The sequence below is a fragment of the Streptomyces sp. CB02009 genome (assembly GCF_001905825.1).
Classification (GTDB): Bacteria; Actinomycetota; Actinomycetes; order Streptomycetales; family Streptomycetaceae; genus Streptomyces.
The window spans coordinates 670,824-684,383 of record NZ_LIVV01000005.1 but is presented as its reverse complement, the minus strand read 5'-3'; the positions used below and the strand labels follow the sequence as shown (position 1 = coordinate 684,383).

At 72.6% G+C, this 13,560-nt stretch carries 10 protein-coding genes; 4 read left to right on the top strand and 6 right to left on the bottom strand.

Annotated features, from left to right (window positions below; translation table 11 throughout):
• Positions 1 to 5: 5 nt before the first annotated feature.
• On the bottom strand, positions 6 to 485 hold the full coding sequence (locus AMK27_RS22705) for a DUF2771 domain-containing protein (RefSeq protein WP_073911344.1): 480 nt from the start codon (positions 483 to 485) through the stop codon (positions 6 to 8).
• Between the two features lie 222 nt (positions 486 to 707).
• Complete coding sequence (locus AMK27_RS22700) at positions 708 to 2,105, bottom strand: MFS transporter (protein ID WP_198955922.1); 1,398 nt, start codon at positions 2,103 to 2,105, stop codon at positions 708 to 710.
• Positions 2,106 to 2,595: 490 nt separating this feature from the next.
• Between AMK27_RS22700 and AMK27_RS22695 the strand changes: the two genes are divergently transcribed.
• Together AMK27_RS22695 and AMK27_RS22690 are read left to right on the top strand one after the other, a co-directional pair.
• Positions 2,596 to 3,525, top strand: coding sequence for a DUF3027 domain-containing protein (locus AMK27_RS22695; RefSeq protein WP_073911338.1), 930 nt, complete (start codon positions 2,596 to 2,598; stop codon positions 3,523 to 3,525).
• A gap of 943 nt (positions 3,526 to 4,468) precedes the next feature.
• On the top strand, positions 4,469 to 7,615 hold the full coding sequence (locus AMK27_RS22690; RefSeq protein WP_073911332.1) for a sacsin N-terminal ATP-binding-like domain-containing protein: 3,147 nt from the start codon (positions 4,469 to 4,471) through the stop codon (positions 7,613 to 7,615).
• Positions 7,616 to 7,619: 4 nt separating this feature from the next.
• Here the strand turns inward: AMK27_RS22690 and AMK27_RS22685 are convergent, their stop codons facing one another.
• The 3 genes from AMK27_RS22685 to AMK27_RS22675 all read right to left on the bottom strand — a co-directional run bounded on the left by AMK27_RS22685 (position 7,620) and on the right by AMK27_RS22675 (position 11,014).
• Positions 7,620 to 7,946, bottom strand: a complete 327-nt coding sequence (locus AMK27_RS22685; protein ID WP_073911328.1) for an SCO4225 family membrane protein — start codon at positions 7,944 to 7,946, stop codon at positions 7,620 to 7,622.
• 151 nt (positions 7,947 to 8,097) lie between these two features.
• On the bottom strand, positions 8,098 to 10,506 hold the full coding sequence (locus AMK27_RS22680; RefSeq protein ID WP_073911325.1) for a cation-translocating P-type ATPase: 2,409 nt from the start codon (positions 10,504 to 10,506) through the stop codon (positions 8,098 to 8,100).
• Positions 10,507 to 10,732: 226 nt separating this feature from the next.
• Complete coding sequence (locus AMK27_RS22675; protein WP_073911322.1) at positions 10,733 to 11,014, bottom strand: DUF2530 domain-containing protein; 282 nt, start codon at positions 11,012 to 11,014, stop codon at positions 10,733 to 10,735.
• Positions 11,015 to 11,164: 150 nt separating this feature from the next.
• On the opposite strand from AMK27_RS22675, the gene AMK27_RS22670 reads away from it, so the two are divergent.
• Positions 11,165 to 12,616 (top strand): NCS2 family permease, encoded by a 1,452-nt coding sequence (locus AMK27_RS22670; RefSeq protein ID WP_073911319.1) that lies wholly within the window; start codon positions 11,165 to 11,167, stop codon positions 12,614 to 12,616.
• On the opposite strand, the gene AMK27_RS22665 is transcribed toward AMK27_RS22670, so the two are convergent.
• On the bottom strand, positions 12,586 to 12,840 hold the full coding sequence (locus AMK27_RS22665) for a hypothetical protein (protein WP_073911316.1): 255 nt from the start codon (positions 12,838 to 12,840) through the stop codon (positions 12,586 to 12,588). The two genes, AMK27_RS22670 and AMK27_RS22665, sit on opposite strands and share 31 nt — an antisense overlap.
• A gap of 256 nt (positions 12,841 to 13,096) precedes the next feature.
• Between AMK27_RS22665 and AMK27_RS22660 the strand changes: the two genes are divergently transcribed.
• A complete protein-coding gene (locus AMK27_RS22660) occupies positions 13,097 to 13,540 on the top strand; it encodes a MarR family winged helix-turn-helix transcriptional regulator (protein WP_055600160.1) in 444 nt (147 codons plus the stop codon).
• Positions 13,541 to 13,560 lie beyond the last annotated feature (20 nt).

Sequence of the window (13,560 nt, the reverse complement as noted above, 5' to 3'; positions counted from 1 at the left end):
GACGATCAGGATTCCTTCTTCAGCTGGAAGTGCCAGATGCCGGTGAGCTTCTTGCCGGTGTTCTCGACGATGGTCACCTGGGAGCTGTCGGTGGTCTCGCCGGTCTGGCTGGAGAAGAAGGCGCTGGCCGGAATGGTCCGGTACGTCTTCTTGTACGGCTCGGGCTCGGCCTGCTGGCCGCCGAGGAAGATGGTCCAGCCGTTGTCCGCGATCTCGGGGTCGACCCCGAAGCGGATCTTGTCGTCCATCGCCACGGTGATGGACTTCTCGGCCTTCTTGTTGAGGCACTGCTGGATCTGCGACTCCTTGATGGCGTCGCCGTCGTTGTAGCAGGCGGCCTCGGAGTGGATCGAGTCGGACCCGACCGTCACGGTCGCGATCGGAGTCGGCTTGTCGCAGGCGGAGAGAACGAGGAGCCCGGCGGAGACGGCCCCGAGGGCGACGGCGGCCCGGCGGCGCGAGCCGGAGAAGAACGCAACGGTCATGAGCCGAAGGCTATCGGGCCGCCGCGCCCACGCCACGCGGGGGTACGGCGTGCCGCTGTCCGGTACCGGAACGAGGACGGCGGGGGAGGGCGCGGGTGAGGGGTGAGGAAGCGGCGCGGGAACGCACGGGGGAGGGGTGACGAAGCGGCGCGGGAGCGCACGGGAGAGCGGTGACGAAGCGACCCGGAAGCGGCTGCGGCCCGCGCCCCCTACGCCACCCGCCTACGCCACCCGCGTCTTCGACCGCCCCTTCGGCCCCGGCCTCCGCCGGGCCTCCGCGAGCAGCCCCCGTACGGCCAGGAGCGCGCCCGTGGCCAGGATCCCGGCCGCGACGGCCATGCCCAGGGTCCCGTTCAGCGGCAGGGCGATGCCGATCCCGCCGCCCACGACCCACGCCATCTGCAGCGCCGTCTCGGAGCGCGCGAACGCGGACGTCCGCACCACCTCCGGCACGTCACGCTGGATCAGCGCGTCCAGGGACAGCTTCGACAGGGCCTGGGTGAGACCGGCGACCGCCCCCAGGACGGCCACCATCAGCCCGCCGAAGAAGATCGCCGTACAGATCGCCGTGGCACACACCACGCTGATCATCGTGGCGATGATCACTTCCGGCCCGTGCCCGCGGTCCCGCAGCAGCGAGCCCATCGCCGTACCGCAGGCGTTGCCCACCCCGGCCGCGACGCCCACGATCCCCAGCGACACGGCGGCGCTCTGCCCCGACAGCGGATGCTCGCGCAGCAGGAACGCCAGGAAGAAGATCAGGAAACCCGACAGCATCCGCTGCGCCGCGTTCGCCTGCAGACCGTGCAGAACCGAGGGCCCCACCGTCCGCAGACTCGGCTTCTTCTCGCCGTGCGTCAGCAAATGCGCCCGCCGCTCACCCTTCGCCGAGTCCACCTTGGGCGGCATCCGCAGCGCCCAGAACGTCCCCAGCAGGAACAGCACGCACGCCCCGTACAGCGGATAGCGGGGCCCGAGCACCTGGAGCCCCGCGCCGATGGGCGCGGCGATACCCGTCGCCAGCAGCCCGGCCAGGGTCACCCGGGAGTTCGCCTTCACCAGCGAGAAGTTCGGTGGCAGCAGCCGGGGCACGACCGCACTGCGCACCACCCCGTACGCCTTCGAGGCCACCAGCACCCCGAGCGCCGCCGGATACAGCTCGACGCCGCCGGTGACGACCGCCCCCGACATCATGATCGCGAGCACCGCCCGGGTCAGCATCGCGCCCGCCATCGCGGCCCGCCGCCCGTGCGGGATGCGGTCCAGGAGCGGGCCGATCACCGGGGCGAGGAGCGTGAAGGGGGCCATCGTGACGGCGAGGTAGAGGGCGACGCGGCCGCGGGCCTCGTCGGTGGGGACGGAGAAGAAGACGGTGGAGGCGAGCGCGACGGTGATCATGACGTCGCCGGCGCCGTTCACCGCGTGCAGCTCGATCAGCTTTCCGAGCCCCGACTCGCCCGCGCCATGGGCGTGCGTGGCCTTGCGGATGCCCTTCGCGGTCCCCGTGAACGGCAGGTGCAGGGCACGACCGACCTTCCGGCCCGCTCGGCGGAGCGGCCCGGCATGATCTTCGGATCGTGCGGGGGACCGTGCGGCTGCCACTCCGTCATAGTGCCCCACCGGCGCGCCGGACGAACCGTGGCGCGGCGGTGGAGGGCGACTTCGGCCAATGTCGTAGGCCGTGTCATCGGCTGCGTCTTCGGCCGTGTCGTCGGCTGTGTCGCCGGCCGTTTCGTCGGTCGTGTCTTCGGCCGTGCGGGAGGGGCCGACGGGGTCCGAGGGTCGCTTTCCGGCCCACCCGCGCCCCTCTCCGACGGCGCTCCGACCGCCCCCCGGACGTCCGCGATCCGGGCCACTTGGGGCGGGCAGGTGGGCTGGGGCCCGCGAACGGGGTAGCGTGCGTAGCGCGTCACCGGCGGAAGCTCTCGGCCGCGCGCCTCTTCGGCATCCCGCAGAATGGATGGCGATAGGTGTGCCCGAGACACGCGAGACAGGTCGGGTGCGCGGACGTCGATGCGGCCCACAGGTCCGCTCCGCCCGCCGCCCGTGGCTTCGCTCCCGCCCCTCGGCCGGCGCACCCGTGAGACGGCGTAGGAGAGAAGCGAGACCTGTGAGTGCTGCGACGACGCGAAGCGGTACCCCGCGTACCCCGCGAGCCACGCGTATCCCCGACCGCCTGTGCGCCGAGGCCGTAGACCTTGCGCGGGAGGCCGCCGAGGAGGCGGCCTACCCCGGAATCGTCGGCGCCCACGTCGACGTGATCGCCGAGGGTGACCGGGTCGTCACCCACTACTTCGAGTCCAAGGAACCCGGCTACCGGGGCTGGCGCTGGGCGGTCACGGTCACCCGCGCCTCCCGCGCCAAGAACGTCACGCTTGACGAAACCGTCCTGCTGCCCGGCTCCGACGCCCTCCTCGCCCCCGAGTGGGTGCCGTGGAGCGAACGGCTGCGACCCGGCGACATGGGCCCCGGCGACCTGCTGCCGACCGAGGCGGACGACCTGCGCCTCGAACCCGGCTACTCGGGCGAGGACGCGCCGCCGCCGAACTCCGTGGTCTCCGAGGAGCTGGCGGACCACCTCGACGTCGAGGACGCCGAGATCGTCGCCCGCACGCCTTCGCGGGGCGCGATCGCCGCGGTCGCCGAGGAGCTCGGCATGCGCCGCGCCAGGGTCCTCTCCCGGTACGGGCTCCACCTGGCCGCGGACCGCTGGGAGGAGTCCTTCGGGGCCCGCACCCCGATGGCCCAGGCGGCTCCGGCCACCTGCGAGTCCTGCGCCTTCCTGGTGCCGCTGGCCGGCTCCCTGAAGCAGACGTTCGGCATCTGCGCCAACGAGTTCGCCCCGGCGGACGGCCGCGTCGTGTCCCTCTCGTACGGCTGCGGGGGCCACTCGGAGGCCGCGATCATGCCGAAGCCGCCGCGGCCGGCGCCGCCGGTCCTGGACTCGATGGGGGCGGACGCGTTCCCCCTCCGCCCGGCGAAGGACTCCGGCTCGACGACGGAACCGGACGCCACGTCGGAAGACCTGGGCCACTCCTGACCCACGGGCCCGCTCCGCCCACAACCGGAGCGGCCCACCGCCCGCACCCGCACAGCACGGCCACCTGCCGCAAGCCCCCGGGCCCGGCGCGCCCGGGCCCGCACCGCGCGACGGGCACTGGCTGGGGCCCGCCCCCGCGCGAGCGGTACGTGCCGGGCCCCGCGCCCGGTGCTGGCTGAGGCCTCCGCCACCGGCACCGACCGGGCCCGCCGCCCGGCACGACTGGGGCTTCCCCGCGCCCGGTCCGGGCCAGGGCCCGCCGCCCATTGCGACCCGGTACCGACCGGGCCCCGCCGCCCCGCCCGGCGCCGGGCCGCGCCCGCCCTTGCCACCCCGTGCAGGCTGCGCCCGCCACCCCCGCCGCGCAGGCTGCGCCCGCCGCCCCCGCCGTGCAGGCTGCGCCCGCCGCCCCCGCCGTGCAGGCTGCGCCCGCCCCCCCGCCGTGCGGGCTGCGCCCGCCGCCCTCCCCCCCCCGCCCGTGTGGGCAATCGTCCCGCTGGGGCGGGACGGGTGGGCACACGGGACGGCGCCCTCTGGCGGCGCCTCCGCCCCTTGTGCCTGAACCCGCACCACCAGTGGGCCGTCACTCGGGGTGCGGGTCAGGGCGCGAAAGCCTAGGCCCGGCAAGGGGCGCCGTTCCGTTGTGCCCACCCGTTCCGCCCCAGCGGAACAGATGCCCACAACGGGGGTGGAGCACGGGCGCCGTCCAGGCAGCGCGAAGGGCCCACACCGAGACCCGGCCGGCCGGAGGCCCGCAACGAGGCCCGGTTGAAGGGAGCCTCGGGGTGGCCGGAAGGCCACCCCGACCCCGCCCCCACACCCCCACACGCCCCCACCCCCCACCGCGCCCCGGCAAAAGCCCACCCCCCGAGCGCGATACCTTCGGGCCCCGGGTCCAAGGGCTCACCTCGCCCCGGGTCCCGCACCATCACCGCCCCGCAGAGTGGAGTCAGACGTGAGCGTCAGCGTCCGGACGACGACCGACGGAACCGATCCCTTCGGCACCGCCCGGCTGCGGCGGGGTGTGCTCGATGCCTGGGGCGCGTCCCCCGCCCGGTTCCGGGAGGACGCGAACGCCGAGGAGGACCTCGCCCTCGGCGGCTACCGCGACCGCCTCGTCGTCGAACTCGCCCAGAACGCCGCCGACGCCGCCCACCGCGCCGGCGTCCCCGGCCGCCTCAGGCTCACCCTGCACCCGGCGGACCATGACGGCCCCGCCCTCCTCGCCGCCGCCAACACCGGCGCCGCGCTGGACGCCACCGGCGTCGAGTCCCTGTCGACCCTCCGCGCCTCCGCCAAGCGCGAGCAGCAGGCGCACGGCGCGGTCGGCCGGTTCGGCGTCGGTTTCGCCGCCGTCCTCGCCGTCACCGACGAGCCCGCCGTCCTCGGCCGCCACGGCGGCGTCCGCTGGTCCCTCGCCGAAGCCCGCGAACTCGCCGCCGACTCCGCCCGGTACAGCCCCGGCCTCGGCGACGAACTGCGCCGCCGCGACGGCCACGTACCCCTGCTCCGGCTCCCGCTGCCCGCCGAGGGCACCGCCCCCGACGGCTACGACACCGTCGTCGTCCTCCCGCTCCGCGACACCGCCGCCCGCGACCTCGCCGAGCGGCTCCTCGCCTCCGTCGACGACGCGCTCCTCCTCACCCTTCCGGGGCTCGCGGAGATCGTCGTGGAGACCTCGGAAGGGGTACGGACCCTCCGTCGCTCCGAGGACGACGGATACGTGCAGATCGTGGACTCCGCCACCGGCACCCACCGCTGGCGGACGGTCTCCCACGGCGGCCCCCTCGACGCCGCGCTCCTGGAGGACCGCCCGGTCGAGGAGCGCCTGCGCCCCCACTGGTCCGTCACCTGGGCCGTACCCGTGGATCCGGAGGGGGCCCCGCGCTACCCGCGCACGACTCCGGTCGTGCACGCCCCCACCCCCACCGACGAACCCCTCGGCATCCCCGCGCTCCTCATCGCCTCCCTGCCCCTGGACACCGCCCGGCGGCACCCGGCACCCGGCCGGCTCACCGACTTCCTGGTGCAGCGCGCGGCCGACGCGTACGCCGAACTCCTCGCCGAGTGGCAGCCGGTGACGACCGCCACGCTCGACCTCGTCCCCGGCCCGCTCGGCAAGGGCCCCCTCGACGGGGCCCTGCGCGAGGCGATCCTGGACCGGCTGCCCAGGGTCGCGTTCCTCGCGCCCGCCGCCCCCTCCGAGGAACTCCCCGCACTCCGCCCCATCGAGGCCGAGGTCGCGGAGGGCGCGGGCGCCGACACCGTCGAGGTCCTCGCCGAGGTGTTCCCGACCCTGCTCCCCGCCGGCCTGGAGCGCCGCCCCGAACTCCGGACCCTCGGCGTCGGCCGGGTGCCCCTGACCGAGGCGATCGACCGCCTCGCCGGGGTGGACCGCCTCCCGGCGTGGTGGTGGCGCCTGTACGACTCCCTCGCCGGCGTCGACCCCGACCGGCTGTCCGGCCTTCCGGTGCCGCTCGCGGAGACCGTCGAGGGCGCCCGGATCCGCACGGCGGTCGGCCCCCGCCAGGTGCTCCTGCCCCAGGACAGGACCCCCGCCGAGCTGACCCGGCTCGGCCTGAAGGTCGCCCACCCCGAGGCCGCCCACCCGCTCCTGGAGAAGCTGGGCGCCCTGCCCGCCACGCCTCGCGCGGTCCTGACGACCCCGCAGGTACGGGCGGCGGTCGCGGCCTCCCTCGACGCGGGCGAGATCTGGGACGAGGACGCCGACACCCTGGACGCGGACGAACTCGTCGAGACCGTCCTCGCCCTGGTCCGGGACGCGGAACTCGACCCGGGCGACGAGCCCTGGCTGGGCGCGCTCGCGCTGCCCGACGAGGACGGCGAACTCTCCCCGGCGGGCGAGCTGGTGATGCCGGGCTCGGCGTTCGCCGCTGTCATGCGCGAGGACGAACTGGCCTACGTCGACGGCGAACTGGCCGCTCGCTGGGGCGAACAGCCTCTCGCCGCCTGCGGGGTGCTCGCCACCTTCGCCCTGGTCCGCGCCACCGACCTGCTCCTCGACCCGGACGAGGTCGAGCCGCGCGAGGGCGACTACCCGGAGCCGGACGACGCGGGACTCCTGGACGCGGTCGACGTGTGGTGCGAGGACGTCCTGGACCGGCTGCCGGAGACGCCGGTGCCGCCGGTGGCGACGGAGATCGTGGCCGTACGGGACCTGGACCTGGTCGACGACGACGCCTGGCCGCGGGCGCTGGCCCTCCTGGCGCAGCCCCCGCTCCGCGACGCCCTCACCCAGCCCGTACGGATCCTCCTGCCGGACGGCACGACGGAGACGGTCCGCTCGTACACGGCGTGGTGGCTCCGCGACCACCCCGTCCTGGACGGCCGCCGCCCGGCGGGCCTGCGAGCGGAGGGCTCCGACCCTCTTCTCTCCGGCCTGTACGACTCCGCCGACGCGACCGGCTTCGAGGACGAGCAGGTCCTGCGGGCCCTGGGAGTCCGCACGTCTGTGGCGGCGCTGCTCGACGAGCCGGGCGGGGCGGCGGAACTCCTCACCCGCCTCGCCGACCCGTCCCGCGAGGTCACGGACGCCCAGCTCCACGCGCTGTACACGGCCCTGGCCGACCTGGACCCGGAGCAGGTGACGCTGCCGGACGAACTGCGCGCCGTGGTGGACGGCGAGGTGGTCGTGGTGGACGCGGCGGACGCGATGGTGGCGGACGCGCCGGACCTGCTGCCGCTGGCGGGCGGGGTGCCGCTGCTGCCGGTGTCGCCGGCACGGGCGGCGGACCTGGCGGAGCTGTTCCAGGTGAGGCGGCTGAGCGAGGCGGTCGAGGCGGAGGTGGCGACGGTGGGCGAGGAGCACGAGGTGCCGGAACCGGTCCGCGTCCTCCTGGGCCCGACGACCCCCGCGACGTACGTCGAACACGAGGAACTCCGGGCGGCGGACACGGAACTCGACTGGCGCCGCACGGCGGACGGCGTGGTCCACGCCTCGACCCTGGAGGGCGTGGCGGCGGGCCTGGCCTGGTCGGCGGGCCAGTGGCCGCGCCGCTTCGAGGTGGCGGCCCTGCTGGAGGACCCGTCGAGGACGGCGGAACTGGCGAGGGACCGCTGGTTCGACTGAGGGGTCAGGTGGTGAGGCCCTGCCGTGCCGGGCTCCTCCGGAGGGCCCGGTGGGCGAGGCCGAGGAGGAAGGCGTTGATCAGCGCGGAGAGGGCCAGCGCCGTGTAGTGGTACGCGGTCGCCCAGCCGGAGAGGCCGGTCAGCAGGTCGGGGAGAGTCAGGACCAGGCTGCTGGGCGCGGTGGCCAGGGCGAACCAGAAGTCCGCGAAGGCCCGGCCCTCGGTCCACGGACTGACCAGCAGGGGGAGCGACGCCACGAGCGCCAGGTAGCCCAGGGAGAGGGGGTTGGCGAACGTGAGCCGGACGACGGCGCGGGGGCGGCTGTCTCGCATGGGTGGATTCCTCCTGCACGGGTTCGGTCGCGCCGTGTCGGCGCGGGTCCCATCGTGCGGCGCACCGCCCCCCGTCCACCTGAGTAGGGCTACTCAAACCGGGGTGAGCGCGTGTACGTCCCGGCCCTGGGCCGCCGATCCGCCGGACGGCCTACGCCGGGAACCTTCGGTCCACCCAGCGCCACGCGACCTCCAGGAGCAGGCCGCCCGCTGCTGCGATGGCCACCGCTGCCCACGGCAGTGTCGTGCCCACCAGTTTCAGGGCGAAGAAGTCCTGGAGCCAGGGGACGACGAGGACCAGGAGGAACGCGCCTCCCATCGTGGCGACGAGGGTGAGGCGCCACCACGTGTACGGGCGGGCGATGATCGCCAGGACCCACATCGAGACCAGGAAGAGGGTCAGGGTGGCCGCGCTCGTCTCCGCCTCCAGGGCGCCTTCGCCGCTGTAGTGGTGGCGGGCCAGCAGGTACGTCGTGAACGTGGCCGCCGCCGCGATGACGCCGCCCGGGATCGCGTACCGCATGACCCTGCGTACGAAGTTCGGCTTCGCCCGTTCCTTGTTGGGGGCGAGGGCCAGGAAGAAGGCCGGGATGCCGATCGTCAGGGTGGAGAGCAGCGTCAGGTGGCGGGGGAGGAAGGGGTACTCCACCTGCGAGCACACCACCAGGACCGCCAGGAGGACCGAGTAGACCGTCTTCGTGAGGAAGAGGGTGGCCACGCGGGTGATGTTGCCGATGACCCTCCGGCCCTCCGCCACCACCGACGGCAGCGTCGCGAAGCTGTTGTTCAGCAGGACGATCTGGGCCACCGCCCGCGTCGCCTCCGAGCCCGAGCCCATCGAGACGCCGATGTCCGCGTCCTTCAGGGCCAGGACGTCGTTCACGCCGTCGCCCGTCATCGCGACCGTGTGTCCGTGGGACTGCAGCGCCGCCACCATGTCCCGCTTCTGCTGCGGTGTGACCCGGCCGAAGACGGCGTTCTCGTCGAGGACCTTCGCCATCTCCTCCCGGTCGGTGGGGAGCGTGCGGGCGTCCACCGTGTTCGCCGCGCCCGGCATGTCGAGCTTTCCGGCCACCGCGCCGACGGAGACGGCGTTGTCGCCGGAGATGACCTTCGTGGCGACGTTCTGGTCGGCGAAGTAGGCGAGCGTGTCCGCGGCGTCCGGGCGCAGGCGCTGTTCCAGGACGACCAGGGCCGTCGGGTGGGCGCCGGTCGCGACCTCGGGGGAGTCGAGTTCGTTCGCCGTCCGTGCCAGGAGCAGGACGCGCAGGCCCTGTTCGTTGAGGTGGTCGATCTCGGTGAGCGTCGGGTCCCCGGCGGGCAGGAGGACGTCCGGGGCGCCCAGCAGCCAGGTCGAGTTCTCGCCGTTGCCCTCGCTGAACGCCGCCCCGCTGTACTTCCGCGCCGACGAGAACGGCAGTGCCTCCGTGCACCGCCACTCCACCGTGTCCGGGTAGGCGTCGATGATGGCCTGGAGGGAGGCGTTCGGGCGGGGGTCCGACTCGCCGAAGGCGCCGAGGACCGTGCGTACGTACGTCTCGTCCGCGCCGCCGAGGGGGCGGACCTCGGTGACGTCCATGCCGCCCTCGGTCAGGGTGCCCGTCTTGTCCAGGCACACGACGTCCACGCGCGCGAGGCCCTCGATCGCCGGCAGTTCCTGGACGAGGCACTGCTTGCGCCCGAGTCGCACGACTCCGATCGCGAAGGCGACCGAGGTGAGCAGGACGAGTCCTTCGGGGATCATCGGGACGATGCCGCCGACGGTACGGGCGATGGCGTCCTTGAAGTTGTCGTCCTTGACGACGAGCTGGCTGATGACGAGCCCGATCGCGGTGGGGATCATCATCCACGTCACGTACTTGAGGATCGTGGAGATGCCGGTGCGCAGTTCGGAGTGGACGAGCGTGAAGCGGGAGGCCTCTTCGGCGAGCTGCGCGGCGTAGGCCTCGCGGCCGACCTTGGTGGCGGTGAACGCGCCGCCGCCGGCGACGACGAACGAGCCCGACATCATCGGGTCGCCGGGTTTCTTGACGACGGGGTCGGCTTCGCCGGTGAGCAGTGATTCGTCGATCTCCAGGCTGTCGGCCTCCGCGACCTCGCCGTCGACGACGACCTTGTCGCCGGGTCCGAGTTCGATGAGGTCGCCGAGGACGATCTCTGAGGTGGAGAGTTCGGCGGCGACTCCGTCGCGCCGGACGGTGGGTTTCGCCTCGCCGATGACGGCGAGTCCGTCGAGGGTCTTCTTGGCGCGGAGTTCCTGGATGATGCCGATGCCGGTGTTCGCGATGATCACGAAGCCGAAGAGGCTGTCCTGGATCGGCGCGACGATGAGCATGATCACCCAGAGGACGCCGATGATCGCGTTGAAGCGGGTGAAGACGTTGCCGCGGACGATGTCCTTGGTCGAGCGGGAGCTCCGTACGGGGACGTCGTTGACCTCGCCGCGGGCGACGCGTTCGGCGACCTCCGCGGAGGTGAGTCCGGCGGGACGGTGGACAACGGGCGGCCCCACCGCCTCGGCCTCGCTGCCGTCCGTGTCGATCTTCGCCCGCTGAGTCATGTTTTCGACGGTACGACCGGAATCGACCGTTCACCTGCCGAGAAGGGCGAAGATCAGACCGGGGGAGGAGGGGAATGGTCCCCTGGCATGACGTGGCGGGGTGCGCCTCGGGGACTGGGGGCGACTCCGGCACGGTGGCGGTCCCGGTGGCGGTCCTGGCGGAGCTTCCGGCGGGCGGTCACGGCCGAGGTTCAGGTGGAGGTCCCGGTGGCGTCCCGGCGGAGGTTCAGGCGGAGGTCCCGGTTCCGGTCTCCGTCGCCCGGGCCGCCTCGTGGCGCTTGATCGCCGCGTCCCGCTTCCGTACGTACCAGATGCCGATGAGGCCGAGTCCGGCGCCGGCGAGGCAGGTCCACACCCACCAGGTCAGGTCCCGGTCGTCGAACCAGCCGTAGAACGGGACCTGGACGAGGAAGAGGACGAACCACAGGATCGTTCCGCCGGTGATGGTGGCGACGACGGGCCCTTCGAGGGGCTCGGGTGCCTCGTGCTTCGGTGTCCACTTCGCCATGGGGGTCAGTCTAGGTGGCGGGAAATCGTATCTACGCGCGGAGATAGACGCTCGCTCGTTCATGTGTTCATACTGAAACGGTTTGCCTCTGGCGGGTTTCCTTCGTATGAACCGCCAAACGGACGTCTCTCCCGAAGAGGAACCCACCCCATGAGCACCACGGCCCCCGCCAAGGCCATGCCCCCCGAGCCTTCCGCTCCCCAGGAGCCGGCCTCGGGCCTCGACCGCTACTTCAAGATCTCGGAGCGCGGCTCGACCGTCGCCCGTGAGATCCGCGGCGGTTTCGCCACCTTCTTCGCGATGGCCTACATCATCGTGCTGAACCCGATCATCCTCGGCAGCGCCAAGGACATGTACGGGCACCAGCTCGACAGCGGCCAGCTCGTCACCGCCACCGTCCTCACGGCGGCGTTCTCGACGCTCCTCATGGGTGTCATCGGCAACGTCCCGATCGCCCTCGCCGCCGGCCTCGGCGTCAACACGGTCGTGGCGCTCCAGCTCGCGCCGAAGATGTCCTGGCCGGACGCCATGGGCATGGTCGTCCTCGCCGGTGTCGTCGTGATGCTGCTCGTCGCGACCGGTCTGCGCGAGCGCGTGATGAACGCGGTCCCGGTCGGCCTGCGCAAGGGCATCGCGATCGGTATCGGCCTCTTCATCATGCTGATCGGCCTCGTCGACTCGGGCTTCGTCTCCCGCATCCCCGACGCCGCGCACACCACCGTCCCGCTCCAGCTCGGCGGCGACGGACACCTCACCGGCTGGCCGGTGCTCGTCTTCATCCTGGGGACGCTCCTCACCCTCGCGCTGATCATCCGCAAGGTGCCGGGCGCGATCCTCATCTCGATCGTCGTCATGACGATCGTGGCGATGGTGGTCAACGCGGTCGCGACCGTCCCGTCCTGGGGTCTGACCACCCCGGAGTGGCCGGGCAACCCGGTCGCCTCGCCCGACTTCGGGCTGGTCGGCGAGGTCAGCCTCTTCGGCGGCTTCGAGAAGGTCGGCTACCTGACCGGCGTCCTCTTCGTCTTCACGGTGCTGCTGTCCTGCTTCTTCGACGCCATGGGCACGATCCTCGGCGTCGGCGACGAGGCCAAGCTGATCGACAAGGACGGCAACTTCCCCGGCATCAACAAGGTCCTGCTGGTGGACGGCCTGGCCGTCGCCTCCGGCGGTGCGACCTCCTCCTCGGCCACCACCTGCTTCGTGGAGTCCACGGCGGGCGTCGGCGAGGGCGCGCGCACGGGTCTCGCCTCGGTCGTGACCGGCGGTCTGTTCTCGGTGGCGCTGTTCCTCACGCCGCTGGCCACGATGGTCCCGTCCCAGGCGGCGACGCCCGCGCTGCTCGCGGTCGGCTTCCTGATCCTGGCCGGTTCGATCAAGGACATCGACTGGAGCGACTACACCATCGCGGTGCCGGCGTTCCTGGCCATGGTGATGATGCCGTTCACGTACTCGATCACGAACGGCATCGGCATCGGCTTCATCGCGTTCAGCGTGCTGCGGCTCGCGGCCGGTCGGGGCCGTGAGGTCCCGGTGGCCATGTACATCGTGTCGGCGGTCTTCGTCTTCTACTACGCGATGCCGGCGCTCGGCCTCACGTGATCGCGGGGGGTGCCGGTGGCCGTGTCGGCCCCCGGCTCCCCGTCCGCCTCTCCGTAGAACTTCTCCGTCTCGTCGACGGCGGTCTTGAACCGCTCGTCGAAATCCTCGCGAATGAGCGTCCGGACGACATAGTCCTGGACGCTCATTCCTCTTTTCGCGGCGTGACTTCTGAGCCGGTCGAGCAGCTCACCGTCGATGCGCAGGCTGAGCACTGTCGATCCCATGTCGTTCAGGGTCGGGGCAGCCGGGGCTCCTTTGCGTCACTTTCTGGATCCGACTCACTCGTTTGGGTGATACATGGATGCGGAAGCGTGATCTGCGTGCGGCCGGTTCACGCGTGTGCGCAGGCGTGCGGGGGTGGCGGGGCCGCGGGCGTGCCGGGGTGACGGCGGTGACGTGCGGGAGGTGCGGGTGTGATCCGTGCGACGTCAGCGTGTTCCCGTTGGTATTTAGGCAGAGTAATGAGTTAGGCTAACAAACATGCCTGACCTGTCCCACGGCACAGCCGACGACGCCGCGGCCGTGAACGCGCTCCGCTCCTCCGTCATGCGACTGGGCCGACGCCTCAAGCACCAGCGCGTCGACGAGTCGCTGAGCCCCACCGAGATGTCGGTGCTCGGCACCCTCGCGCTCTGCGGCTCCGCCACACCCGGCGAGCTGGCCCGCAAGGAGCACGTCCAGCCGCCGTCGATGACCCGCATCGTCGCGCTGCTCGAAGCCAAGGGACTGGTCCGGCTGGAGCCGCACCCCGACGACCGACGGCAGAAGGTCGTCAGCCAGACCGAGCAGGCCGAAGCCATGCTCGAAGAGTCCCGCCGCAAGCGGAACGCCTGGCTGGCCTCCCTCGCCGAGGGCCTGGACGAGGACGAGTGGGCCAAGCTGCGCGCGGCCGCTCCCGTCCTGGAGAAGCTCGCCCACCTGTAGTCCACGCGCCAAGGAGGCGA

Coding starts and splice junctions, on each gene's coding strand:
- AMK27_RS22670 (WP_073911319.1), top strand. CDS start 11,165: ATGAGCACCACGGCCCCCGCCAAGGCCATGCCCCCCGAGCCTTCCGCT.
- AMK27_RS22675 (WP_073911322.1), bottom strand. CDS start 11,014: ATGGCGAAGTGGACACCGAAGCACGAGGCACCCGAGCCCCTCGAAGGG.
- AMK27_RS22685 (WP_073911328.1), bottom strand. CDS start 7,946: ATGCGAGACAGCCGCCCCCGCGCCGTCGTCCGGCTCACGTTCGCCAAC.
- AMK27_RS22705 (WP_073911344.1), bottom strand. CDS start 485: ATGACCGTTGCGTTCTTCTCCGGCTCGCGCCGCCGGGCCGCCGTCGCC.
- AMK27_RS22665 (WP_073911316.1), bottom strand. CDS start 12,840: ATGGGATCGACAGTGCTCAGCCTGCGCATCGACGGTGAGCTGCTCGAC.
- AMK27_RS22660 (WP_055600160.1), top strand. CDS start 13,097: ATGCCTGACCTGTCCCACGGCACAGCCGACGACGCCGCGGCCGTGAAC.
- AMK27_RS22680 (WP_073911325.1), bottom strand. CDS start 10,506: ATGACTCAGCGGGCGAAGATCGACACGGACGGCAGCGAGGCCGAGGCG.